Consider the following 24,789-nt stretch of genomic DNA (forward strand, 5'->3'; position numbering starts at 1 on the left):
ATTGGCCAAGCGATTTCGCGGCCGGTTCAGGTGATTAAGGGGTATAGCTCAGTTGGTAGAGCGGCGGTCTCCAAAACCGCAGGTCGGGGGTTCGAGCCCCTCTGCCCCTGCCACTTTCCATTCGCAAGCGCGGTTTTCGCTGCATGGCAGATGGGGCCGGTTTACCGGCGAATTTCGCCGAATGTCGATTTCCTCTTGTTAAAAGTGGAATCGGTGTTTATGTAGGGTCAAAACAGACACGCGGTGCGTGGGGCTGATTAGTTCGGCTTTACGCGCCGTAATTGCGTGGGCAGTCAATGGCATCCAAAACCAATCCGTTTACGTTTCTGCAGCAGGTTCGCGCCGAAGCGTCAAAGATCACTTGGCCGTCGCGCCGCGAGACCATGATTTCGACGGCTATGGTGCTGGTGATGGTCATTTTCGCGGCTCTGTTCTTTTTTGCTGCTGACCAGCTCATTGGCTGGATTCTCAGCCTTGTGCTGAACGTCGGCCGGTAACGGATTGAACGGAGAGTAAAGATGGCAGCGCGCTGGTATATCGTTCACGCATATTCGAATTTCGAAAAGAAGGTCGCCGAGTCGATCGAGGAAAAGGCCCGTCAGAAGGGTCTGGACCATCTTTTCGAGAAAATCCTCGTGCCGACCGAAAAGGTGGTCGAGGTGCGCCGCGGCCGCAAGGTCGATAGCGAGCGCAAGTTCTTTCCGGGTTACGTGCTGGTGCGCGCCAACCTGACGGATGAGGCTTATCACCTCATCAAGAACACGCCGAAGGTCACCGGTTTCCTCGGTTCGGACAGCAAGCCTGTTCCGATTCCGGATTACGAAGCCGAGCGTATCCTTGGTCAGGTTCAGGAAGGTGTCGAGCGTCCGAAGTCTTCGGTTTCGTTCGAGATCGGCGAGCAGGTTCGCGTCTCCGACGGTCCTTTCGCGTCGTTCAACGGCGTCGTTCAGGACGTGGACGAAGAGCGTTCGCGCCTGAAGGTGGAAGTTTCGATTTTCGGCCGCGCAACGCCGGTCGAGCTGGAATACAATCAGGTCGAGAAGGTCTGATTGGCGGGGCGATGCCCCAAGCGCGTGGAAGGCTAACTGGCTCTTTAAGCCGGGGCAGGGCGCCGCACCACGCAACCGCAGCCGCCGGAGAAATCCGGCTTAAGAGAAGCCGGGCAACCGGTTTGAATTGAAAGGCAGAGAGATATGGCTAAGAAAGTTGCAGGCCAGCTCAAGTTGCAGGTAAAGGCTGGGTCGGCCAATCCGTCCCCGCCGATCGGTCCGGCACTTGGTCAGCGTGGCATTAACATCATGGAATTCTGCAAGGCGTTCAATGCCGCCACGCAGGAAATGGAAAAGGGTATGCCGATACCGGTCGTCATCACCTATTACCAGGACAAGTCCTTCACCTTCGTCATGAAGCAGCCGCCGATGACGTACTGGCTGAAGAAGGAAGCAAAGATCACCTCCGGTTCCAAGACGCCTGGCAAGGGCGCCAAGGTCGGCTCCATCACCAAGGCTCAGGTCAAGTCGATCGCTGAAGCCAAGATGAAGGATCTGAACGCAGCCGACATCGAAGGCGCAATGGCAATGGTTGAGGGCTCTGCCCGCGCCATGGGCCTGGAAGTGGTAGGTTGATCATGGCCAAGGTAGCAAAGCGCATTCAGAAGATCCGCGAAGGCGTGGATCCGAACAAGCTCTACGTTCTCACCGACGCCATTTCGATGGTCAAGGAACGTGCAGTCGCCAAGTTCGACGAAACCGTTGAAGTTTCGATGAACCTCGGCGTTGACCCGCGCCATGCGGACCAGATGGTTCGTGGCGTTGTCAACCTGCCGAACGGCACCGGCCGTGACGTTCGCGTCGCCGTCTTCGCCCGTGGCGCCAAGGCTGATGAAGCCACCGCTGCCGGCGCTGACGTTGTTGGTGCGGAAGAGCTGGTTGAAATCGTTCAGGGCGGCAAGATCGACTTCGATCGCTGCATCGCGACCCCGGACATGATGCCGCTCGTCGGCCGTCTCGGCAAGGTACTCGGCCCGCGTGGCATGATGCCGAACCCGAAGGTCGGAACCGTGACCATGGACGTTGCCGGTGCTGTCAAGGCATCCAAGGGTGGCGCTGTCGAATTCCGCGTCGAAAAGGCCGGTATCGTACACGCTGGCGTTGGCAAGGCTTCGTTCGACGCCAAGGCTCTTGAGGAAAACATCAAGGCTTTCGCCGATGCGGTCATCAAGGCAAAGCCGGCTGGCGCCAAGGGCAACTATGTCAAGCGCGTCGCCATCTCCTCGACCATGGGTCCGGGCGTCAAGATCGACCCTTCGTCGGTTACGGCTTAATCAATTCTCGCGCTTCCGGAGTGAAGTGTGAATAAAAGAATTTCCGGCTCCCAGGAGCCGGAGATTTCCGGGGAAACCCGGAACTCCTGTCCGAGATTGCGGGTGGCCATGTCCTTCGGGGCCGGGCCTTAATCATTTAGCCTGCATGAGACGGGTGAGGCTGGATTTGAGGCATCTGTCGATGCCTGACTGTCCGGTTCGAACCTGGTGTGCCTGTGCCTGAAGCCGTTTGCGGCGACAGAGCGGGGGACAGGATCCTCGAGCGTCGCTCGGGATCTTTGTAAAAAGGTCCCTTGGGGCAAAGGCAAACCCGACGGGTTCACAATCATGTGGCCCCGTCTACTGGAGACAGACAGTGGAAAGAGCGGAAAAACGCGAATTCGTCACGGAGCTGAACGAAGTCTTCAAGGCTTCCGGTTCGGTTGTCGTGGCCCACTATGCTGGTGTCACCGTTGCGCAGATGAACGACTTCCGTTCGAAGATGCGCGCTGCCGGAGGCACCGTCAAGGTCGCGAAGAACCGCCTGGCCAAGATCGCTCTTCAGGGTACGGAGTCGGAAGGGATGACCAATCTCTTCAAGGGACAGACGCTGATTGCATACAGCACTGACCCGATGATCGCTCCGAAAGTCGTCATGGATTTCGCCAAGACCAACGACAAGGTCGTTGTTTTGGGCGGCGCCATGGGCGCAACCACGCTCAACGCCGAAGCAGTCAAGTCGCTCGCGACCCTGCCTTCGCTGGACGAGCTGCGCGCAAAGCTGCTGGGCCTTCTCAATGCCCCGGCAACTCGCGTCGCTACGGTTGTCGCCGCACCTGCAAGCCAGCTGGCTCGGGTGTTCTCGGCTTACGCCAAGAAGGACGAAGCCGCTTAAGGCGGTTTTTCGCTGTAAATATTCAAACTGGTTCGAACTGAACAAAAGGAACTATCAAAATGGCTGATCTCGCAAAGATCGTAGAAGACCTCTCCTCGCTGACCGTTCTGGAAGCTGCAGAACTGTCCAAGCTTCTCGAAGAAAAGTGGGGCGTTTCCGCTGCTGCTCCGGTAGCCGTTGCTGCTGCTGGCGGCGCTGCTGCTGCTGCTGCTCCGGAAGAAGAAAAGACCGAGTTCGACGTTATCCTGGTTGACGCTGGCGCCAACAAGATCAACGTCATCAAGGAAGTTCGCGGCATCACCGGCCTCGGCCTCAAGGAAGCCAAGGACCTCGTTGAAGGCGCTCCGAAGCCGGTCAAGGAAGCCGTTTCCAAGGCTGAAGCTGCTGATCTCAAGAAGAAGCTTGAAGACGCAGGCGCCAAGGTTGACGTTAAGTAATCTTGCGATTGCTGGCGGGAAGGGGCTTAATGCCCCTTCCCGTCGTCATCGTTTTTAAAACTCATTACCCAAAAGCCGCGTGAAAATGGCTTTTGGGTATGGGTTCTTCAAGAGAATGGTTCCGAACCGGCTCATCAAGGCAATCCGGCCTGATCGATCCGGGATGTGGAACGAGATTGAGGATACCCATTGATTGACGGGATCGACTGGCCATCGGTTCCCGTCCGTTGCAGGCCCGGATGCAATTTTTAAAGGAGCGACGATGGCTCAGACCCTTTCGTTTAACGGTCGCAGGCGCGTACGCAAGTTTTTCGGCAAAATTCCAGAAGTAGCGGAAATGCCGAACCTCATTGAGGTTCAGAAGGCTTCGTACGACCAGTTTCTCATGGTTGACGAGCCCAAGGGTGGCCGTCCCGACGAGGGATTGAATGCCGTTTTCAAATCCGTATTCCCGATCACCGATTTTTCCGGCGCCTCCATGCTCGAATTCGTATCCTACGAATTCGAAGCGCCGAAGTTCGACGTCGAGGAATGCCGTCAGCGCGATCTGACCTATGCAGCGCCGCTCAAGGTGACGCTGCGCCTCATCGTGTTCGATATCGATGAAGATACGGGCGCGAAGTCCATCAAGGACATCAAGGAACAGTCCGTCTACATGGGCGACATGCCGCTCATGACCAATAACGGCACGTTCATCGTCAACGGCACCGAGCGCGTCATCGTTTCGCAGATGCACCGTTCGCCGGGCGTGTTCTTCGATCACGACAAGGGCAAGAGCCATTCTTCCGGCAAGCTGCTCTTTGCTGCCCGTGTCATTCCGTATCGCGGTTCCTGGCTCGACATCGAGTTCGACGCCAAGGATATTGTCTATGCGCGTATCGACCGTCGCCGCAAGATCCCCGTGACCTCGCTGCTGATGGCGCTTGGCATGGACGGCGAAGACATTCTGTCGACCTTCTACACCAAGGCTTCCTATGAGCGCGACGGCGACGGCTGGCGTATTCCGTTCCAGCCCGAAGCGCTGAAGAACGCCAAGGTCGTCACCGACATGATCGACGCCGATACCGGCGAAGTGGTCGTCGAGGCCGGCAAGAAGCTCACGCCGCGCCTTATCCGCCAGCTCTCCGAAAAGGGCCTCAAGGCGCTGAAGGCGACCGACGAAGACCTTTACGGCAACTATCTGGCCGAAGACATCGTCAACTACGAGACGGGTGAAATCTATCTCGAGGCCGGCGACGAAATCGACGAGAAGACCCTCGGTCTGATCCTGCAGTCCGGTTTTGACGAGATTCCGGTTCTCAACATCGACCACGTCAATGTTGGCGCCTATATCCGCAATACACTGTCTGCCGACAAGAACGAGAACCGCCAGGAAGCCCTGTTCGACATCTACCGCGTCATGCGTCCGGGTGAGCCGCCGACCATGGATTCGGCGGAAGCGATGTTCAACTCGCTGTTCTTCGATGCAGAGCGTTACGATCTTTCGGCCGTTGGTCGCGTGAAGATGAACATGCGCCTCGATCTCGACGCGGAAGACACCGTGCGCACGCTGCGCAAGGAAGACATCCTCGCCGTCGTGAAGATGCTGGTCGAACTGCGCGACGGCAAGGGCGAAATCGACGACATCGACAACCTCGGCAACCGCCGTGTGCGTTCTGTCGGCGAACTGATGGAAAACCAGTATCGTCTGGGCCTTCTGCGCATGGAACGTGCGATCAAGGAACGTATGTCCTCGATCGAAATCGACACCGTGATGCCGCAGGACCTGATCAACGCGAAGCCGGCAGCTGCTGCCGTTCGCGAATTCTTCGGTTCCTCGCAGCTGTCGCAGTTCATGGACCAGGTGAATCCGCTTTCGGAAATCACCCACAAGCGTCGTCTTTCGGCTCTTGGACCGGGTGGTCTGACCCGCGAGCGCGCCGGCTTCGAAGTCCGCGACGTTCACCCAACCCACTACGGCCGTATTTGCCCGATCGAGACGCCGGAAGGCCCGAACATCGGTCTGATCAACTCGCTTGCAACCTTTGCCCGTGTCAACAAGTATGGCTTCATCGAGAGCCCGTACCGCAAGATCACCGACGGCAAGGTCACGAACGACGTTATCTACCTCTCCGCCATGGAAGAGGCGAAGTATTACGTCGCGCAGGCCAACGCGCCGCTCAATGAAGACGGTTCTTTCTCGGAAGAGTTCGTCGTCTGCCGTCACTCGGGCGAAGTTATGCTCGCACCGCGTGACAACATCAACCTGATGGACGTTTCGCCGAAGCAGCTCGTTTCGGTTGCAGCGGCTCTCATACCGTTCCTGGAAAACGACGACGCCAACCGCGCTCTCATGGGCTCGAACATGCAGCGTCAGGCCGTTCCGCTTCTGCGGGCGGAAGCGCCGTTCGTCGGCACCGGTATGGAACCGATCGTTGCTCGCGACTCCGGCGCTGCCATCGCAGCTCGCCGCGGCGGTGTCGTCGACCAGGTCGACGCGACGCGTATCGTTATCCGCGCCACGGAAGATCTCGATGCAGGCAAGTCCGGCGTTGACATCTACCGTCTGCAGAAGTTCCAGCGTTCGAACCAGAACACCTGCGTCAACCAGCGTCCGCTGGTGTCCGTCGGTGATATCATCTCCAAGGGTGACATCATCGCGGATGGTCCGTCGACCGACCTCGGTGACCTGGCTCTCGGCCGTAACGCGCTCGTCGCGTTCATGCCCTGGAACGGCTACAACTACGAAGACTCGATCCTGATGTCGGAGCGTATCGTTTCCGACGACGTGTTCACCTCCATCCACATCGAAGAGTTCGAAGTGATGGCGCGTGACACGAAGCTTGGTCCGGAAGAAATCACGCGCGATATTCCGAACGTTTCGGAAGAAGCGCTGAAGAACCTCGACGAAGCCGGTATCGTCTACATCGGTGCAGAAGTTCAGCCAGGTGACATCCTCGTTGGCAAGATCACGCCGAAGGGCGAAAGCCCGATGACGCCGGAAGAAAAGCTTCTGCGCGCCATCTTCGGTGAAAAGGCTTCCGACGTTCGCGACACCTCCATGCGCATGCCTCCGGGCACGTTCGGTACGGTCGTGGAAGTCCGCGTCTTCAACCGTCACGGTGTGGAGAAGGACGAGCGCGCGATGGCTATCGAGCGCGAAGAGATCGAGCGTCTGGCGAAGGACCGTGACGACGAGCAGGCGATCCTCGACCGTAACGTCTACGGCCGTCTGATCGACATGCTGCGTGGCCAGGTTTCGATTGCCGGTCCGAAGGGCTTCAAGAAGGGCGTCGAGCTCTCCAACGCCGTCGTCTCCGAATATCCCCGCTCGCAGTGGTGGATGTTCGCCGTCGAGGACGAAAAGGCCCAGGCTGAGATAGAAGCACTTCGCGGCCAGTACGACGAATCCAAGTCGCGCCTTGAGCAGCGCTTCATGGACAAGGTCGAAAAGGTCCAGCGCGGCGATGAAATGCCTCCGGGCGTCATGAAGATGGTCAAGGTTTTCGTTGCCGTTAAGCGCAAGATCCAGCCGGGCGACAAGATGGCCGGCCGTCACGGTAACAAGGGCGTCGTCTCGCGTATCGTTCCCGTCGAGGACATGCCGTTCCTCGAAGACGGCACGCATGTCGACATCTGCTTGAACCCGCTCGGCGTGCCGTCGCGCATGAACGTCGGCCAGATCCTCGAAACCCACCTCGCATGGGCATGCGCAGGCATGGGCAAGAAGATCGGTGAGATGCTCGAAGAGTATCGCAAGACGATGGACATCAGCGAGCTTCGCAGCGAGCTGACGGAAATCTATGCGTCTGAAGCCAATGACGAGGTTCAGCGTTTTGATGACGACTCGCTCGTCAAGCTCGCCGAAGAAGCCAAGCGCGGTGTTTCCATCGCGACTCCGGTTTTCGACGGTGCGCATGAGCCTGACGTTGCCGCGATGCTGAAGAAGGCAGGTCTGCATGAATCCGGTCAGTCCGTCCTTTACGACGGCCGTACCGGTGAGCCGTTCGACCGCAAGGTCACCGTCGGCTACATGTACATGATCAAGCTGAACCACCTTGTCGACGACAAGATCCACGCTCGTTCGATCGGTCCTTACTCGCTCGTTACCCAGCAGCCGCTGGGCGGCAAGGCGCAGTTCGGCGGTCAGCGCTTCGGGGAAATGGAAGTCTGGGCTCTGGAAGCATACGGCGCGGCTTACACGCTGCAGGAAATGCTCACCGTCAAGTCGGACGACGTGGCTGGTCGCACCAAGGTTTACGAAGCGATCGTCCGTGGCGACGACACCTTCGAAGCCGGTATCCCCGAGAGCTTCAACGTTCTCGTCAAGGAAATGCGGTCGCTCGGCCTGTCCGTCGAGCTGGAAAACTCGAAGATCGAGAACCAGCCCGAAGACCAGCTGCCTGACGCGGCGGAATAAACACGACAGAGGCGGGCGCCTGAGAGGGCGCCTGCCGGTTTCCCGAGCGGTCTTTGCGGTTCGGGATACTTTCGCCGCATTATGCGGTTAATCCGTATTTAAAGCTCTGGACGGCGACCCGGGAAGAAGCCGGTCCAGATGCAAACAGGGGCAGCAGCTAGCCTCTCAAGGAGACAAGGCATGAACCAAGAGGTCATGAATCTTTTCAATCCTCAGGTGCCTGCGCAGCATTTCGATTCCATCCGGATTTCGATCGCTTCGCCGGAAAAAATCCTGTCGTGGTCCTACGGCGAGATCAAGAAGCCGGAAACCATCAACTACCGTACGTTCAAGCCAGAGCGTGACGGTCTTTTCTGCGCTCGCATCTTCGGACCGATCAAGGACTACGAGTGCCTGTGCGGCAAGTACAAGCGCATGAAGTACAAGGGCATCATCTGCGAAAAGTGCGGCGTCGAAGTCACGCTGTCGCGCGTTCGCCGTGAGCGCATGGGCCATATCGAGCTCGCAGCGCCGGTTGCCCACATCTGGTTCCTGAAGTCGCTTCCTTCGCGTATCTCGACCCTGCTCGACATGACGCTGAAGGATGTCGAGCGCGTTCTCTATTTTGAGAACTACATCGTCACCGAACCTGGTCTCACCTCGCTCAAGCAGAACCAGCTTCTGTCTGAAGAAGAGTACATGATCGCCGTCGACGAGTTCGGCGAAGACCAGTTCACCGCCATGATTGGCGCTGAAGCCATCTATGAGATGCTGGCTTCGATGAACCTCGAAAAGATCGCCGGCGACCTGCGTGCCGAACTTGCTGAGACCACGTCGGATCTCAAGCAGAAGAAGCTGATGAAGCGCCTGAAGATCGTCGAGAACTTCATGGAATCGGGCAACCGTCCTGAATGGATGATCATGAAGGTCGTTCCGGTCATTCCGCCGGACCTGCGTCCGCTGGTTCCGCTGGATGGCGGCCGTTTTGCGACGTCCGACCTCAACGATCTCTATCGCCGCGTCATCAACCGTAACAACCGTCTGAAGCGCCTGATCGAGCTTCGTGCGCCTGGCATCATCATCCGCAATGAAAAGCGTATGTTGCAGGAATCCGTCGATGCGCTGTTCGACAACGGCCGTCGCGGCCGCGTCATCACGGGTGCCAACAAGCGTCCGCTGAAGTCGCTCTCCGACATGCTCAAGGGCAAGCAGGGCCGTTTCCGCCAGAACCTTCTCGGCAAGCGCGTCGACTATTCCGGCCGTTCGGTCATCGTGACCGGTCCGGAACTGAAGCTGCACCAGTGCGGCCTGCCGAAGAAGATGGCGCTCGAACTGTTCAAGCCGTTCATCTACGCCCGTCTTGACGCCAAGGGTTACTCCTCGACCGTCAAGCAGGCCAAGAAGCTGGTTGAAAAGGAAAAGCCTGAGGTTTGGGATATTCTCGACGAGGTCATCCGCGAACATCCGGTTCTCTTGAACCGCGCGCCGACGCTGCACCGTCTGGGTATCCAGGCTTTCGAACCCATGCTGGTCGAAGGCAAGGCCATCCAGCTGCACCCGCTCGTCTGCACGGCCTTCAACGCCGACTTCGACGGTGACCAGATGGCTGTTCACGTTCCGCTTTCGCTGGAAGCCCAGCTGGAAGCGCGCGTGCTGATGATGTCGACCAACAACATCCTGCATCCGGCAAACGGCCACCCGATCATCGTTCCTTCGCAGGACATGGTTCTCGGCCTGTATTACCTGTCGATCATGAACCAGAACGAGCCGGGCGAAGGCATGGCCTTCTCCGACATCGGTGAGCTGCATCACGCACTTGAAAACAAGGTCGTGACGCTGCATGCCAAGATCCGTGGTCGCTTCAAGACCGTGGATGCCGATGGCAAGCCGGTTTCGAAGATTCATGAGACGACCCCCGGCCGTATGCTGATTGGCGAACTTCTGCCGAAGAACGTCAACGTGCCTTTCGACGTCTGCAACCAGGAAATGACCAAGAAGAACATCTCCAAGATGATCGACACGGTCTACCGTCATTGTGGCCAGAAAGACACGGTCATCTTCTGTGACCGCATCATGCAGCTCGGCTTTGCCCATGCCTGCCGCGCCGGCATTTCGTTCGGCAAGGACGACATGGTCATTCCTGACAGCAAGGTGAAGATCGTTGGCGACACCGAAGCTCTCGTGAAGGAATACGAACAGCAGTACAATGACGGTCTCATCACCCAGGGCGAAAAGTACAACAAGGTTGTCGACGCCTGGGGCAAGGCAACCGAAAAGGTCGCCGAAGAGATGATGGCACGCATCAAGGCTGTCGAGTTCGATCCGGAAACGGGCCGCCAGAAGCCGATGAACTCCATCTACATGATGTCTCACTCGGGTGCTCGTGGTTCTCCGAACCAGATGCGTCAGCTGGGCGGCATGCGCGGCCTGATGGCGAAGCCATCGGGTGAAATCATCGAGACGCCGATCATCTCGAACTTCAAGGAAGGCCTGACCGTTAACGAGTACTTCAACTCGACCCACGGTGCCCGTAAGGGTCTCGCAGACACCGCCCTGAAGACCGCGAACTCGGGTTACCTGACCCGTCGTCTCGTCGACGTCGCGCAGGATTGCATTGTCAACTCCAGGGATTGCGGCACCGACAAGGGCCTCACCATGACTGCCATCGTTGATGCCGGTCAGGTGGTTGCTTCGCTCGGCGCGCGTATCCTCGGTCGTACGGCTCTCGATGACATCGACAACCCGGTCACCGGCGAGAACATCGTCAAGGCTGGCACGCTGATCGACGAAGCCGACGTGGCTGCCATCGAGAAGGCTGGCATCCAGTCCGTTCGCATCCGCTCGGCGCTCACCTGCGAAGTGCAGGTTGGTGTCTGCGGCGTCTGCTACGGTCGTGACCTTGCACGCGGTACGCCTGTCAACATGGGCGAAGCCGTTGGCGTTATCGCCGCTCAGTCGATCGGTGAACCTGGCACGCAGCTCACCATGCGTACGTTCCACCTTGGTGGCACGGCAAACGTGGTCGACCAGTCGTTCCTCGAAGCGTCTTATGAAGGCACGATCCAGATCAAGAACCGCAACATCCTGCGGAACTCCGAAGGCGTTCTCATCGCCATGGGCCGTAACATGTCCGTTACGATCCTCGATGAGCGCGGCGCGGAACGTTCCACACAGCGTGTGGCTTACGGTTCGAAGATCTTCGTTGATGATGGCGACAAGGTAAAGCGTGGCCAGCGTCTTGCAGAGTGGGATCCCTACACCCGTCCGATGATGACGGAAGTGGAAGGTACCGTTCACTTCGAAGACCTCGTCGACGGTCTCTCCGTTCTGGAAGCGACCGACGAATCCACCGGCATCACCAAGCGTCAGGTCATTGACTGGCGCTCGACGCCGCGCGGTTCGGATCTCAAGCCTGCGATCGTCATCAAGGACGCGTCCGGCGCTGTTGCGAAGCTTGCCCGTGGTGGCGAAGCCCGCTTCCAGCTCTCGGTCGACGCCATCCTGTCGGTCGAGCCGGGTGCGAAGGTCTCCCAGGGTGACGTGCTTGCACGTTCGCCGCTGGAAAGCGCCAAGACGAAGGACATCACCGGTGGTCTGCCGCGCGTTGCGGAACTGTTCGAAGCCCGTCGTCCGAAGGATCACGCCATCATCGCAGAGATCGATGGTACGATTCGCCTCGGCCGCGACTACAAGAACAAGCGCCGCGTGATGATCGAGCCTGCGGAAGACGGCGTCGAGCCGGTCGAATACCTGATCCCGAAGGGCAAGCCCTTCCACCTTCAGGAAGGCGACTATATCGAAAAGGGTGAATACATCCTCGACGGTAACCCGGCGCCGCACGACATTCTGGCGATCAAGGGCGTGGAGGCTCTGGCTTCCTACCTCGTGAACGAAATCCAGGAAGTCTACCGTCTGCAGGGCGTTGTGATCAACGACAAGCACATCGAGGTGATCGTTCGCCAGATGCTGCAGAAGGTTGAAATCACCGATGCTGGCGATAGCCAGTACATCGTGGGTGACAACGTTGATCGCATCGAGCTCGATGACAACAATGACCGCCTGATCGAAGAAGGCAAGAAGCCTGCCTATGGCGAGCCGGTTCTGCTCGGCATCACCAAGGCTTCGCTGCAGACGCCGTCCTTCATCTCGGCCGCCTCCTTCCAGGAAACCACCAAGGTTCTCACGGAAGCTGCGATTGCCGGCAAGACGGACACGCTGCAGGGTCTCAAGGAAAACGTCATCGTCGGCCGTCTCATCCCGGCCGGTACCGGCGGCACCATGACGCAGATCCGCCGCATCGCCACCTCGCGCGACGACCTCATTCTCGAGGAACGCCGCAAGGGTACCGGTGCAGGTTCTGCAAACCAGATGCTGCAGGACATGACGGACCAGGCTCCGGCTGCCGAGTAAGGTCAGACAGGGCAGGGGCTTTGCGGAGCCCCCCAAAGTTCGAAGCAAAACGCCCGGAGCAATCCGGGCGTTTTTGTTTTTATGGAAAGAGGCCGGGCGCCTCCACCGCCGCCCGGCATTCCTGCATATGCAGCAGGGTTAGTCCTGTTTCCGGATGTTGTAGCGGGTCAGGACAGAGAGGCGCCGAACAAGATCGGTCTGGCCTGCGCTGCCGGTCTTGGCATAGATCGACTTTGCGTTGCTGCGCACCGTTTCATGGGAAATCTGCAATTGCTTCGCCACTGCCGGTAGCGAAAGTCCTTTCATGATTTCCAAAGCCACGCGTGCCTCGCCTCTTGTAAGGTCGTATAGCCCCTTCAATAACGCACTTGCGTCGGCAATGGTGCCGGTGGGCTGCGATATGAGCACGATGGCGTTGCCTTTCGGAGATAAGTCGAGCGCCGTCTTGCGCAGCGGTATGACGTGAAGAATGCAGGGTCTATCTTCACCGGCGGGGAGAGGGAAGGAACCGGCATCGTGCCCGGCCAGCGCTTTGTACAGGAGCCGGTTCACCCTCTCGTCAGCAATGGCAATACTGTCGCGTGTGGGGGCGGCGAAACATTTCTGCAATGACAGGAAGAGATCGTTGGCCGAGAGAATGAGGCCGTTTGCCTGCAGCACGGCTGCCGGAGCACCAATGGCATTGAGGCCGAAGGTCATCGCGTCGGCTTTCTGCCGTTGCAGCCGCGTTGCGAGCGCAAGGCTACGGGCGATATGTGGCCTCAGTCCGGCGAGTGCAGCCATCGTATCAGGCCGGATTATGCCAGCTTCCAGCCTGTGTTCAAACAGCACTGTCATCTCCGGATGGCCGGGCGGCGCGACCTGTGTCGTCGCACCATAGCCCAGGCCGCGGGGCCTGAGGAACTCACGGACGATCGGCAGTTCGGCCCATTCATCAGGGGTGAAGACGTCGAAATCCTGCACGAAGGCGAACCGGCCTTCACGGGCAGTACGCGTAAGGCGATCATTGCGGTGATTCCAGCCTCCCGCCATGTAGTCCTTCATCAGTTCTTGAAAGTTGGGCGTGTGCAGCCAGGCCTGGTCTTCCCCCTTGCCCCAAGTGATGGCGCCGCCCCAGAAACCGAGGCGGCCACCGGCATTTGCCAGAACCTGCGACCAGCGGTCGGGAAAAAGCGCCGCTTCATAAATGTCATCGATAATGTCTGACGACGATAAAGTATCCAACCCGACCCCGAAATTTTGCGTCGGAACTATTCTAAGCCTATGTTTGCGCGGCATTCAATCTTTTAAGAATCAATACTATTATTCAGACTACATATTCTATAAGTGACTTAATATATTGACAAGCTTTCCAAAAGGGTCGCGTACGAACAGGCGACGTACGCCCCCAGGACTCGACGGTGGGGCCGTATTCTATCGGCAGTCCGGCTGCGACGATCCGGTTGCGGACCTCGTCGAAATTGTCGACTTCTATGGAGAAGTCCGGCACATCTGTGCCGGAACCGCCTTCGCGCGCAAAGCTTAGCTGCGCCGGCGCCTTGAGCGGGCTGGCATGGGTGACGATCCAGCCGTGATCCATGGCGACCGGCATGCCGAGGATATCGCCATAAAAGACCTGCGCCAGCGCGGGGTCGGAGGTAGCGATGTTGGCGACGACACGTCTGACCGCCATGGCCAAGGCTCTTCAGGCGAAGCGGATGATGGCGACTTCGCCTTCGAGCGCGCCCTGATAGGCCGAGGCGTGCGGCTCTTCATCGGGAATTTCGGTCAGCATGCCGATCTGGTCGAGATCGGCTTCGATGAAGCCTTCCTCGGAAAGCGCGTTCAGCGTTTCGCGAACGGCTGTGTCGTCATCCGGCGCCCTGAGGATGACGTGAATGTCGATACCCTCGGAGTTGTCGGTTTCGTAAGCCTTGCCGATGACGATGAAGACCATCGGCTCGTCGCGTCCGTTGTCGTTGTCGGGGAGGGTGCTCATGACGCGGTTCCTTGATCTTTCGTTGCTGTCATCAGGGCAGGGGGAATCGGTTCCGCCCGCGGCACGGCCATGTCCGGCCAGCCTGAGGGAATCAATAGACGGATTTTATGAAAAGCCAAAGGCCGGAGGTTAAAATCGCTGCCGTTGATGCCGACTTATGGTATAGGGAGGGGGAAATGGCGTTGCGGTGGCGTTCGTGGCCCCGGGGGCGGGCGCAAAATGCGGATTCACCCTTGACGAAAGCTGGCTAAAACAGTAGTACGCCCGCCATCGGAGCCTCTGTGGGTGCTGGCCGTTCGGTAAGCTTTTTCCCGAACATCATCTCAAACGGGTCTCCATTGCACGTAGAAGACACGAATGTTGCACGCAAGACGCCTCATCCGGTGTCCTCTGCTCTTGGTGGTCCATCCGTGAAACCGGATCGGGCCACGTTTTGCGCATGAGGATATATGCGTGCATCGTCGCCGGCAACGGCATAGCCGCCACCCGTGAGGGTGGCTAAAGTAGTTTTTGCAAGGGATGGTTATATGCCTACCGTAAACCAGCTGATCCGCAAGCCTCGCCAGGCACAGGTAAAGCGCAACAAGGTTCCTGCCCTGCAGGAAAACCCGCAGAAGCGTGGTGTTTGCACCCGCGTATACACGACGACCCCGAAGAAGCCGAACTCGGCTCTGCGTAAGGTTGCCAAGATCCGCCTCACCAACGGCTTCGAAGTCATCGGCTACATTCCTGGCGAAGGTCACAACCTTCAGGAACACTCTGTCGTCATGATCCGCGGCGGCCGTGTGAAGGACTTGCCGGGCGTTCGTTACCACATCATCCGCGGTGTTCTCGATACCCAGGGCGTCAAGAACCGCAAGCAGCGCCGTTCGAAGTACGGTGCGAAGCGTCCGAAGTAATTTCGGCAACAACAATTCGGCGCTGCGCGAGGTTCTCCGCGTGGTATAGCGTCAATAACATTGAGAGACAAAAAGTATGTCCCGTCGCCATAGTGCAGAAAAGCGTGAGATCAACCCGGATCCGAAGTTCGGTGATCTGGTCGTCACCAAGTTCATGAACGCCATCATGCTTCACGGCAAGAAGTCGGTAGCAGAAAGCATCGTTTACGGCGCGTTCGACGTCGTTCAGGGCAAGACGAAGCAGGAGCCGCTCGCCGTGTTCCATTCGGCCCTCGACAATGTTGCGCCGCATGTTGAAGTGCGTTCGCGCCGCGTTGGTGGTGCGACATACCAGGTTCCGGTTGATGTTCGTCCCGAGCGTCGCCAGGCCCTCGCAATCCGCTGGTTGATCACCGCTGCGCGCAAGCGCAACGAAACGACCATGATCGATCGCCTCTCCGGCGAACTCATGGACGCTGCGAACAACCGCGGCTCCGCCGTCAAGAAGCGTGAAGACACGCACAAGATGGCCGACGCTAACCGCGCATTCTCGCATTACCGCTGGTAATCTTAACCGATCGCATATCGAAAGGCAGTCCATTATGGCTCGCGAATATAAAATCGAAGACTACCGCAATTTCGGTATCATGGCGCATATCGACGCCGGCAAGACGACCACCACCGAGCGTATTCTCTATTACACCGGTAAGTCGCACAAGATCGGCGAAGTTCACGATGGCGCAGCCACGATGGACTGGATGGAGCAGGAGCAGGAGCGTGGTATCACCATCACGTCCGCTGCGACCACGACCTTCTGGAAGGGCCGTGACGGCAAGACCCGCCGCTTCAACATCATCGACACCCCCGGCCACGTTGACTTCACCATCGAAGTCGAGCGTTCGCTGCGCGTTCTCGACGGCGCCATCGCGCTGCTCGACGCCAACGCCGGTGTTGAGCCGCAGACGGAAACCGTCTGGCGTCAGGCTGAGAAGTATCATGTTCCGCGCATGATCTTCTGCAACAAGATGGACAAGACCGGTGCTGACTTCTACCGCTCGGTAGAAATGATCAAGACCCGTCTCGGCGCCACTGCCGTTGTCATGCAGCTGCCGATCGGCGCTGAGACCGAGTTCAAGGGCGTTATCGACCTGATCGAGATGAATGCTCTCGTATGGCGCGACGAGTCGCTCGGCGCCCAGTGGGACGTCGTCGAGATCCCCGAGGACATGAAGGCCAAGGCTGAAGAATATCGCGAAAAGCTGATCGAGACGGTTGTCGAGATCGACGAAGAAGCGATGGAAGCCTACCTCGAAGGCAACTACCCGGACAACGACAAGATTCGTGAACTCGTTCGCCGCGGCACCATCGACGTGAAGTTCCACCCGATGTTCTGCGGTACCGCGTTCAAGAACAAGGGCGTTCAGCCGCTCCTCGACGCCGTTGTCGACTATCTGCCTTCGCCGCTGGACATCCCGGCGATCAAGGGCATCGACGCCAAGACGGAAGCCGAAATCGAGCGTCACGCTGACGATTCCGAGCCGCTTTCCATGCTCGCGTTCAAGATCATGAACGACCCCTTCGTTGGTTCGCTCACTTTCGCACGCATCTACTCGGGCAAGCTCGAAAAGGGCACGTCTGTCATGAATACGGTCAAGGACAAGCGCGAGCGCGTCGGCCGTATGCTTCAGATGCACTCCAACAGCCGTGAAGACATCGAAGAAGCCTATGCAGGCGACATCGTTGCTCTGGCTGGTCTCAAGGAAACCACCACTGGCGATACGCTCTGCGATCCGCTGAAGCCGGTTATCCTCGAGCGCATGGAATTCCCCGAGCCGGTCATCCAGATCGCGATCGAGCCGAAGACCAAGGGCGACCAGGAAAAGATGGGCCTCGCGCTCAACCGTCTGGCTGCAGAAGATCCGTCCTTCCGTGTCAAGACCGACGACGAATCCGGCCAGACCATCATTGCCGGCATGGGCGAACTTCACCTCGACATCATCGTTGACCGTATGCGTCGCGAGTTCAAGGTTGAAGCAACCGTCGGTGCTCCGCAGGTTGCCTACCGTGAAACGATCACGCGTCAGCACGAAGAAGACTACACGCACAAGAAGCAGTCCGGTGGTACCGGTCAGTTCGCTCGCGTGAAGATCATCTTCGAACCGAACCCCGAAGGCGAAGACTTCAAGTTCGAGTCGAAGATCGTCGGTGGTGCTGTTCCGAAGGAATACATCCCGGGCGTTCAGAAGGGTATCGAAAGCGTTCTGTCTTCCGGTCCGCTGGCTGGCTTCCCGATGCTCGGCGTCAAGGCTACGCTGGTCGACGGTGCATTCCACGATGTTGACTCGTCGGTTCTCGCCTTCGAAATCGCATCGCGTGCCTGCTTCCGTGAAGCAGCCAAGAAGGCTGGTGCACAGCTTCTCGAGCCGATGATGAAGGTCGAAGTCGTAACGCCGGAAGACTATGTCGGCGACGTTATCGGCGACCTGAACTCCCGTCGTGGTCAGATCCAGGGCCAGGAAAGCCGTGGTATCGCCGTCGTCATCAACGCGCATGTTCCGCTCGCGAACATGTTCAAGTACGTCGATAACCTGCGCTCCATGTCGCAGGGTCGCGCTCAGTACTCGATGACGTTCGATCACTATTCGCCGGTTCCGTCGAACGTGGCGCAGGAAATCCAGGCAAAGTACTCCGGTCAGAAGTGATCGGGGTACGCCCCACCGAATTTTGAAGATTATTCCCGTCACGGGACAAGAATGGAGAGCCACTAATGGCAAAGAGCAAGTTTGAGCGGACGAAGCCGCACGTCAACATTGGCACGATCGGTCACGTTGACCATGGCAAGACGTCGCTGACGGCAGCAATCACGAAGTTCTTCGGCGAGTTCAAGGCGTATGACCAGATCGACGCGGCTCCTGAAGAGAAGGCTCGTGGTATCACGATCTCGACGGCACACGTTGAGTACGAGACGGCCAACCGTCACTACGCTCACGTTGACTGCCCCGGCCACGCCGACTACGTGAAGAACATGATCACCGGTGCTGCCCAGATGGACGGCGCGATCCTGGTTTGCTCCGCCGCTGACGGCCCGATGCCGCAGACGCGCGAGCACATCCTGCTTGCCCGTCAGGTTGGCGTTCCGGCCATCGTCGTGTTCCTCAACAAGGTCGACCAGGTTGACGACGCCGAGCTTCTCGAGCTCGTCGAGCTTGAAGTTCGCGAACTTCTGTCGTCCTACGACTTCCCGGGCGACGATATTCCGATCATCAAGGGTTCGGCGCTTGCTGCTCTTGAAGATTCCGACAAGAAGATCGGTGAAGACGCGATCCGCGAGCTGATGGCTGCGGTTGACGCCTACATCCCGACGCCTGAGCGTCCGATCGACCAGCCGTTCCTGATGCCGATCGAAGACGTGTTCTCGATCTCGGGCCGTGGTACGGTTGTGACGGGTCGCGTTGAGCGCGGTATCGTCAAGGTTGGTGAAGAAGTCGAAATCGTCGGCATCCGTCCGACCTCGAAGACGACTGTTACCGGCGTTGAAATGTTCCGCAAGCTGCTCGACCAGGGCCAGGCTGGCGACAACATCGGTGCACTGGTTCGCGGTGTTAACCGTGACGGCGTCGAGCGTGGTCAGATCCTGTGCAAGCCGGGTTCGGTAAAGCCGCACAAGAAGTTCAAGGCAGAAGCCTACATCCTGACGAAGGAAGAAGGCGGCCGTCATACGCCGTTCTTCACGAACTACCGTCCGCAGTTCTACTTCCGTACGACTGACGTGACCGGCATCGTGACGCTTCCTGAAGGCACGGAAATGGTTATGCCTGGCGACAACGTCACCGTTGACGTCGAGCTGATCGTTCCGATCGCGATGGAAGAAAAGCTGCGCTTCGCTATCCGCGAAGGCGGCCGTACCGTCGGCGCCGGCATCGTTGCCTCGATCGTCGAGTAATCTCGACCGTTGAAATTCATGCTGGCGGCGGTGTGAACAGCACCGCCGCCGGACTTTTGGTAAAAAGCCTGGCGGCGTTGCATTTTTAATGCTTGAAAAATTCGGTGAAAGCGCGTAAACGCGCACTCACATTCACCGCTGGATTCGCAAGCGATTGCGGAACGCGGTGTTTTTAGCAATACAGACTACTGAAATGATTGGGGTGCGACGCGCATTCCTCTCGATTTTTGAAAATCTGCGGCGCCACGATCAATAGAAGTTCATGTGTTTCCGCGTGCGGAAACGAATAACAAAGAACAAGGACAAGACGAATGAACGGCCAGAATATCCGTATCCGCCTCAAGGCGTTCGATCACCGGATCCTCGATGCCTCTACCCGTGAAATCGTGTCGACCGCAAAGCGCACCGGCGCCAGCGTTCGCGGCCCGGTTCCGCTCCCCACCCGCATCGAAAAGTTTACTGTCAACCGCTCTCCCCACGTTGACAAGAAGAGCCGTGAACAGTTCGAAATGCGGACGCACAAGCGTCTTCTCGATATCGTTGACCCCACCCCGCAGACTGTCGATGCCCTTATGAAGCTCGACCTCGCTGCTGGCGTTGACGTGGAAATTAAGCTCTAAGACCCGGCCCGAACCATTCAGGGTAAGGGCTGAAATAACAAGGAAGGTACGTGGAGCAATCCAACGACTTCCAAACCGGAGACCGGAAACATCGTGAGATGTCGAAGGGCACTCCTTAACAAAGGCCAGAGAGGGTTTTCCCTTCAAGGCTCGCAAGAGGATGAACCAATGCGTTCAGGTGTGATTGCACAGAAAGTGGGTATGACACGCGTCTATAACGACGCAGGTGAACATATCCCTGTAACAGTATTGCGACTGGATAACGTACAAGTCGTTGCCCAGCGCACGGAAGACAAGAATGGCTACACCGCAGTTCAGCTCGGTGCCGGCCAGTCCAAGGTCAAGAACACGACGAAGGCGCTTCGCGGTCACTTTGCCGCTGCCAATGTCGAACCGAAGGCAAAGCTCGTCGAGTTCCGGGTTTCCCCCGAGAACCTGATCGACATCGGTGCAACACTGACCGCAAATCATTTTCAGACCGGCCAGCTGGTCGATGTCACCGGAACCACGATCGGTAAGGGTTTCGCCGGTGCTATGAAGCGTCACAACTTCGGTGGTGGCCGCGCTTCGCACGGTAACTCTATCTCGCACCGTGCACACGGTTCGACTGGTTCCAACCAGGATCCGGGTCGCGTCTGGAAGGGCAAGCGCATGGCTGGTCATATGGGCCAGACCCGCGTTACGACCCAGAACCTCGAAGTCGTTTCGACTGATGAAGACCGTGGCCTCATCCTCGTGAAGGGTGCAGTTCCCGGCTCGAAGGGTTCCTGGATCATCGTCCGCGACGCCGTCAAGTCGGCTGCGAAGTAAGGGAGCCTTATCATGGAATTGAACGTCAAGACCCTCGAGGGAAAAGACGCCGGCAAGGTTTCTCTGTCGGATGAGATCTTCGGCCTCGACCCCCGCCAGGACATTCTGGCCCGCATGGTTCGCTGGCAGCTTGCAAAGAAGCAGCAGGGAACCCACAAGTCCAAGAACCGGTCGGAAGTTTCCCGCACCGGCGCGAAGATGTACAAGCAGAAGGGTACGGGCCGCGCTCGTCACCATTCGGCTCGCGCACCGCAGTTCCGCGGCGGCGGCAAGGCCCACGGCCCGGTCGTTCGCAGCCACGCCCATGACCTTCCCAAGAAGGTTCGTGCGCTCGCCCTGCGTCACGCCCTGTCTGCAAAGCTGAAGGCTGAAGAACTGATCATCGTCGATCAGCTCGTCGCGTCCGAAGCAAAGACCAAGGCTCTGCTGGGCAGCTTCGCTTCGCTTGGCCTGACCAACGCTCTCGTTATCGGCGGCGCCGAACTTGATGGCAACTTCAAGCTCGCTGCTCAGAACATCCCGAACGTGGACGTTCTGCCGGTACAGGGCATCAATGTTTACGACATCCTGCGCCGTGGCAAGCTGGTGCTTTCCAAGGCTGCTGTAGAGGCTCTGGAGGAGCGGTTCAAATGACGGATCTTCGCCACTACGATGTGATCGTATCTCCTTCGATCACGGAAAAGTCGACGCTGGTATCCGAACAGAACCAGGTCGTATTCAACGTCGCCAAGAATGCTTCCAAGCCTGAAATCAAGGCTGCCGTGGAAGCTCTCTTCGGCGTCAAAGTCACGGCTGTGAACACGCTTATCCGCAAGGGTAAGACCCGTCGTTTCCGTGGGTTCGCCGGTAAGCTGAAGGACGTCAAGAAAGCCGTCGTTACGCTCGCCGAAGGTCAATCCATCGACGTGTCCACCGGACTCTAAAGGTTAGGCCCAAGCGGGCAAAGACCCAAAAGGGAACAATAAAATGGCATTGAAAAGTTTCAATCCGACCACGCCGAGCCAGCGCCAGCTGGTTATCGTGGACCGCGCTTCGCTCTACAAGGGCAAGCCGGTAAAGGCTCTCACCCAGGGCCTCAGCTCCAAGGGTGGCCGTAACAACCAGGGCCGGATCACCGTCCGTTTCCAGGGTGGCGGTCACAAGCGGACCTACCGTCTGGTTGACTTCAAGCGTCGCAAGTTCGACGTTGAAGGCACCGTTGAACGTCTGGAATACGACCCCAACCGCACCGCGTTCATCGCGCTGGTTACGTATACCGACGGCGAACAGGCTTACATTCTCGCGCCACAGCGTCTCGCTGCTGGTGACAAGGTGATCGCCTCCGACAAGGCAGTGGACGTGAAGCCCGGCAACACCATGCCGCTTCAGTACATTCCGGTCGGTTCGATCATCCACAACGTCGAGATGAAGCCGGGCAAGGGCGGTCAGATCGCTCGCTCCGCCGGTACGTATGTCCAGCTCGTCGGCCGCGATGCCGGCATGGCCATCCTGCGTCTCAACTCGGGCGAACAGCGTCTGGTGCACGGCTCCTGCCTCGCATCGATCGGCGCTGTTTCGAACTCTGACCACGCCAACATCAACGACGGCAAGGCCGGTCGTTCCCGTTGGCGCGGCAAGCGTCCGCACGTTCGCGGCGTCGTCATGAACCCGGTCGACCACCCGCACGGTGGTGGTGAAGGTCGCACGTCGGGTGGTCGCCACCCGGTTACTCCGTGGGGCAAGCCCACGAAGGGCAAGCGCACCCGTTCGAACAAGTCGACCGACAAGTTCATCATGCGCTCGCGCCATCAGCGTAAGAAGTAAGAGAGGTAGTCACTAATGGCTCGTTCAGTATGGAAAGGTCCGTTTGTTGACGGCTATCTTCTCACCAAGGCTGAGAAGGTGCGCGAGAGCGGACGTAACGAAGTAATCAAGATCTGGAGCCGTCGCTCGACGATCCTGCCGCAGTTCGTTGGTCTGACCTTCGGCGTCTACAACGGCAGCAAGCATGTGCCCGTCTCCGTTAACGAAGACATGGTCGGACACAAGTTCGGTGAATTCTCTCCGACCCGTACCTATTACGGTCACGGCGCGGACAAGAAGGCAAAGAGGAAGTAATCATGGCGAAGGCTAAGACCGAACGCCGGCTGAAGGACAACGAGGCTCAGGCCGTTGCCCGTACGCTCCGCGTCAGCCCCCAGAAACTGAACCTGGTTGCCGCTCTTATCCGTGGCAAGAAGGTTGATCGCGCTCTCGCCGAGCTCGAATTCTCCCGCAAGCGCATTGCAGGCACCGTCAAGAAGACGCTGGAATCTGCAATTGCCAATGCGGAAAACAACCACGACCTCGACGTCGACGCTCTCGTCGTCGCCGAGGCCTATGTTGGCAAGTCCATCACCATGAAGCGTTTCCACGCTCGTGGCCGTGGTCGTGCTTCCCGCATTGAAAAGCCGTTCGCTCACCTCACGATCGTTGTTCGTGAAGTCGAGGAAAAAGGGGAGGCCGCATAATGGGTCAGAAAATCAATCCGATCGGCTTCCGCCTCGGCATCAACCGTACCTGGGATAGCCGCTGGTACGCTGACACCGCAGAATACGGCAAGCTGCTGCATGAAGACCTGAAGATCCGGGCTTACCTGATCAAGGAACTCAAGCAGGCCGGTATCGCAAAGGTTGTCATCGAGCGCCCGCACAAGAAGTGCCGCGTCACGATCCACTCGGCTCGCCCGGGTCTGATCATCGGCAAGAAGGGTGCAGACATCGAGAAGCTTCGCAAGAAGCTTTCCGAGATGACCAACTCCGAAACGCACCTCAACATCGTTGAAGTGCGCAAGCCGGAAATCGACGCGACGCTGGTTGCCCAGTCGATCGCTCAGCAGCTCGAGCGCCGCGTGGCTTTCCGCCGTGCGATGAAGCGTGCTGTTCAGTCCGCAATGCGTCTTGGCGCCGAAGGCATCAAGATCACCTGCGGCGGCCGTCTTGGCGGTGCTGAAATCGCTCGTACCGAATGGTACCGCGAAGGTCGCGTTCCGTTGCACACGCTGCGTGCGGACATCGACTACGGCACGGCTGAAGCTGAAACCGCATTCGGCATCTGCGGCATCAAGGTCTGGATATTCAAGGGCGAAATCCTTGAGCACGATCCGATGGCTTCTGAGCGTCGCGGTCTCGAAGGCGACGCACAGGGCCCTGCAAGCCGTGAGCGTGGCGATCGTGGCGATCGTCGTCGCGAAAACGCTTGATTGACGCTGGCGAAAGATAAGCTCGGAGAAGTAAGAAAATGTTGCAGCCAAAGCGTACTAAGTACCGTAAGCAGTTTAAGGGACGCATCAAGGGCGTCGCCAAGGGCGGCTTTGACCTGGCATTCGGTGAATTCGGCTTGAAGTCGCAGGAACCGAACCGCGTGAATGCACGCGAGATCGAAGCGGCCCGCCGCGCGATCACGCGTTACATGAAGCGCGCAGGTCGCGTGTGGATCCGCGTATTCCCCGACGTTCCGGTTACGGCCAAGCCGACCGAAGTTCGTATGGGTAAGGGCAAGGGTTCGGTCGATTACTGGGCATGCAAGGTCAAGCCCGGTCGTATGATGTTCGAGATCGACGGTGTGTCCGAGGAGATCGCCCGTGAGGCGCTTCGTCTCGGCGCTGCCAAGCTCTCGGTCAAGACGCGCTTCGTACAGCGCATCGCAGAGTAAGGAGCAAGGCACATGAAAGCCGATGAAGTTCGCGGCCTCAGCGCCGACCAGCTCAAGGACAAGCTCGCCGATCTGAAGAAGGAGCAGTTCAACCTGCGCTTCCAGAAGGCAACTGGTCAGCTGGAGAAGTCCTCGCGCATCAACGAAGTCCGCAAGGATATCGCCCGCGTTAAAACCATTGCCCGCCAGAAGGCGGCAGAAGCCAAGGCCTAAGGAAGAATAATATGCCGAAACGCATTCTGCAGGGCGTCGTTGTGTCCGACAAGAACGAGAAGACAGTCGTAGTTCGTGTTGAGCGTCGATTCGCTCACCCGCTGCTTCAGAAGACCGTTCGTCGTTCGAAGAAGTACAAGGCACACGACGAAAACAATCAGTATAAGGTCGGCGATGTCGTTTCCATCGAGGAATGCGCACCGATCTCCAAGGACAAGCGCTGGACGGTCGTTTCCGCCCAGGCTTAATTTCA

25 protein-coding genes, 1 tRNA gene and 1 pseudogene are annotated in these 24,789 nt (G+C 58.3%); 24 read left to right on the plus strand and 3 right to left on the minus strand.

From position 1 onward, the window contains the following. The first annotated feature begins 37 nt into the window (after positions 1-37). The 9 genes from FHW77_RS07010 (at position 38) to rpoC (ending at position 12,422) form a co-directional block, all read left to right on the plus strand. Positions 38-113 (plus strand) — tRNA-Trp (locus tag FHW77_RS07010). A 183-nt stretch (positions 114-296) separates the two neighbouring features. Then, the gene (gene secE / locus FHW77_RS07015; RefSeq protein ID WP_004442643.1) at positions 297-497 is read left to right on the plus strand and encodes a preprotein translocase subunit SecE; all 201 of its coding nucleotides are present in this window, start codon (positions 297-299) and stop codon (positions 495-497) included. A gap of 21 nt (positions 498-518) precedes the next feature. Beyond that, positions 519-1,049, plus strand: coding sequence for a transcription termination/antitermination protein NusG (gene nusG / locus FHW77_RS07020; protein ID WP_003523721.1), 531 nt, complete (start codon positions 519-521; stop codon positions 1,047-1,049). A 144-nt stretch (positions 1,050-1,193) separates the two neighbouring features. After that, complete coding sequence (gene rplK / locus FHW77_RS07025) at positions 1,194-1,625, plus strand: 50S ribosomal protein L11 (RefSeq protein ID WP_004442641.1); 432 nt, start codon at positions 1,194-1,196, stop codon at positions 1,623-1,625. A gap of 2 nt (positions 1,626-1,627) precedes the next feature. Further along, complete coding sequence (gene rplA, locus FHW77_RS07030) at positions 1,628-2,323, plus strand: 50S ribosomal protein L1 (protein ID WP_003507704.1); 696 nt, start codon at positions 1,628-1,630, stop codon at positions 2,321-2,323. A 355-nt stretch (positions 2,324-2,678) separates the two neighbouring features. Further along, complete coding sequence (gene rplJ, locus FHW77_RS07035; RefSeq protein WP_004442637.1) at positions 2,679-3,197, plus strand: 50S ribosomal protein L10; 519 nt, start codon at positions 2,679-2,681, stop codon at positions 3,195-3,197. A gap of 59 nt (positions 3,198-3,256) precedes the next feature. Beyond that, positions 3,257-3,634: a 50S ribosomal protein L7/L12 gene (gene rplL, locus FHW77_RS07040; protein WP_004442635.1), complete on the plus strand. Its 378-nt coding sequence runs from the start codon at positions 3,257-3,259 to the stop codon at positions 3,632-3,634. A 262-nt stretch (positions 3,635-3,896) separates the two neighbouring features. Next, positions 3,897-8,033 carry a DNA-directed RNA polymerase subunit beta gene (rpoB, locus tag FHW77_RS07045; protein WP_022556539.1) on the plus strand — a complete coding sequence of 1,379 codons (4,137 nt, stop codon included), beginning with the start codon at positions 3,897-3,899 and terminating at the stop codon, positions 8,031-8,033. Between the two features lie 180 nt (positions 8,034-8,213). Beyond that, on the plus strand, positions 8,214-12,422 hold the full coding sequence (gene rpoC / locus FHW77_RS07050) for a DNA-directed RNA polymerase subunit beta' (RefSeq protein WP_004442633.1): 4,209 nt from the start codon (positions 8,214-8,216) through the stop codon (positions 12,420-12,422). 138 nt (positions 12,423-12,560) lie between these two features. Here rpoC and FHW77_RS07055 read toward each other — a convergent pair whose 3' ends face one another. The 3 genes and pseudogenes from FHW77_RS07055 to FHW77_RS07065 all read right to left on the minus strand — a co-directional run bounded on the left by FHW77_RS07055 (position 12,561) and on the right by FHW77_RS07065 (position 14,400). Further along, positions 12,561-13,646 (minus strand): helix-turn-helix transcriptional regulator, encoded by a 1,086-nt coding sequence (locus FHW77_RS07055; RefSeq protein ID WP_034495656.1) that lies wholly within the window; start codon positions 13,644-13,646, stop codon positions 12,561-12,563. Between the two features lie 96 nt (positions 13,647-13,742). Beyond that, positions 13,743-14,094 (minus strand): annotated as a pseudogene (locus FHW77_RS07060) (VOC family protein). Positions 14,095-14,106: 12 nt separating this feature from the next. Next, complete coding sequence (locus tag FHW77_RS07065) at positions 14,107-14,400, minus strand: hypothetical protein (RefSeq protein ID WP_003523731.1); 294 nt, start codon at positions 14,398-14,400, stop codon at positions 14,107-14,109. Positions 14,401-14,927: 527 nt separating this feature from the next. Between FHW77_RS07065 and rpsL the strand changes: the two genes are divergently transcribed. The 15 genes from rpsL (at position 14,928) to rpsQ (ending at position 24,784) form a co-directional block, all read left to right on the plus strand. After that, positions 14,928-15,299, plus strand: a complete 372-nt coding sequence (gene rpsL / locus FHW77_RS07070) for a 30S ribosomal protein S12 (RefSeq protein WP_003507760.1) — start codon at positions 14,928-14,930, stop codon at positions 15,297-15,299. A gap of 76 nt (positions 15,300-15,375) precedes the next feature. Next, positions 15,376-15,846 (plus strand): 30S ribosomal protein S7, encoded by a 471-nt coding sequence (rpsG, locus tag FHW77_RS07075; protein WP_004442621.1) that lies wholly within the window; start codon positions 15,376-15,378, stop codon positions 15,844-15,846. 34 nt (positions 15,847-15,880) lie between these two features. Further along, on the plus strand, positions 15,881-17,980 hold the full coding sequence (fusA, locus tag FHW77_RS07080) for an elongation factor G (protein ID WP_004442619.1): 2,100 nt from the start codon (positions 15,881-15,883) through the stop codon (positions 17,978-17,980). Positions 17,981-18,045: 65 nt separating this feature from the next. Continuing rightward, positions 18,046-19,221 (plus strand): elongation factor Tu, encoded by a 1,176-nt coding sequence (gene tuf, locus FHW77_RS07085; protein WP_004442617.1) that lies wholly within the window; start codon positions 18,046-18,048, stop codon positions 19,219-19,221. Positions 19,222-19,532: 311 nt separating this feature from the next. Then, positions 19,533-19,841, plus strand: coding sequence for a 30S ribosomal protein S10 (gene rpsJ / locus FHW77_RS07090; protein ID WP_003507767.1), 309 nt, complete (start codon positions 19,533-19,535; stop codon positions 19,839-19,841). A gap of 168 nt (positions 19,842-20,009) precedes the next feature. Next, a complete protein-coding gene (gene rplC / locus FHW77_RS07095) occupies positions 20,010-20,651 on the plus strand; it encodes a 50S ribosomal protein L3 (RefSeq protein WP_004442604.1) in 642 nt (213 codons plus the stop codon). A gap of 12 nt (positions 20,652-20,663) precedes the next feature. Beyond that, positions 20,664-21,284 (plus strand): 50S ribosomal protein L4, encoded by a 621-nt coding sequence (gene rplD, locus FHW77_RS07100; protein WP_003495173.1) that lies wholly within the window; start codon positions 20,664-20,666, stop codon positions 21,282-21,284. Continuing rightward, the gene (locus FHW77_RS07105; RefSeq protein ID WP_003521003.1) at positions 21,281-21,574 is read left to right on the plus strand and encodes a 50S ribosomal protein L23; all 294 of its coding nucleotides are present in this window, start codon (positions 21,281-21,283) and stop codon (positions 21,572-21,574) included. The genes rplD and FHW77_RS07105 overlap by 4 nt, the downstream gene beginning before the upstream one ends. Positions 21,575-21,617: 43 nt before the next feature. After that, a complete protein-coding gene (gene rplB, locus FHW77_RS07110; RefSeq protein WP_003521004.1) occupies positions 21,618-22,454 on the plus strand; it encodes a 50S ribosomal protein L2 in 837 nt (278 codons plus the stop codon). Between the two features lie 15 nt (positions 22,455-22,469). Beyond that, a complete protein-coding gene (gene rpsS / locus FHW77_RS07115; RefSeq protein ID WP_003507772.1) occupies positions 22,470-22,748 on the plus strand; it encodes a 30S ribosomal protein S19 in 279 nt (92 codons plus the stop codon). Positions 22,749-22,750: 2 nt separating this feature from the next. Then, positions 22,751-23,140 (plus strand): 50S ribosomal protein L22, encoded by a 390-nt coding sequence (rplV, locus tag FHW77_RS07120; RefSeq protein ID WP_003521005.1) that lies wholly within the window; start codon positions 22,751-22,753, stop codon positions 23,138-23,140. Further along, the gene (gene rpsC / locus FHW77_RS07125) at positions 23,140-23,871 is read left to right on the plus strand and encodes a 30S ribosomal protein S3 (protein ID WP_004442600.1); all 732 of its coding nucleotides are present in this window, start codon (positions 23,140-23,142) and stop codon (positions 23,869-23,871) included. Before rplV ends, rpsC begins: the two co-directional genes overlap by 1 nt. 38 nt (positions 23,872-23,909) lie before the next feature. Then, positions 23,910-24,323, plus strand: a complete 414-nt coding sequence (gene rplP / locus FHW77_RS07130) for a 50S ribosomal protein L16 (RefSeq protein ID WP_003495190.1) — start codon at positions 23,910-23,912, stop codon at positions 24,321-24,323. A 12-nt stretch (positions 24,324-24,335) separates the two neighbouring features. Then, on the plus strand, positions 24,336-24,536 hold the full coding sequence (rpmC, locus tag FHW77_RS07135) for a 50S ribosomal protein L29 (protein ID WP_003495193.1): 201 nt from the start codon (positions 24,336-24,338) through the stop codon (positions 24,534-24,536). Between the two features lie 11 nt (positions 24,537-24,547). Next, positions 24,548-24,784 carry a 30S ribosomal protein S17 gene (gene rpsQ, locus FHW77_RS07140; protein WP_003495195.1) on the plus strand — a complete coding sequence of 79 codons (237 nt, stop codon included), beginning with the start codon at positions 24,548-24,550 and terminating at the stop codon, positions 24,782-24,784. Positions 24,785-24,789 lie beyond the last annotated feature (5 nt).

Origin of the sequence: Agrobacterium sp. RC10-4-1 (genome assembly GCF_014138475.1) — a bacterium.
Lineage (GTDB): Bacteria > Pseudomonadota > Alphaproteobacteria > Rhizobiales > Rhizobiaceae > Agrobacterium > Agrobacterium pusense.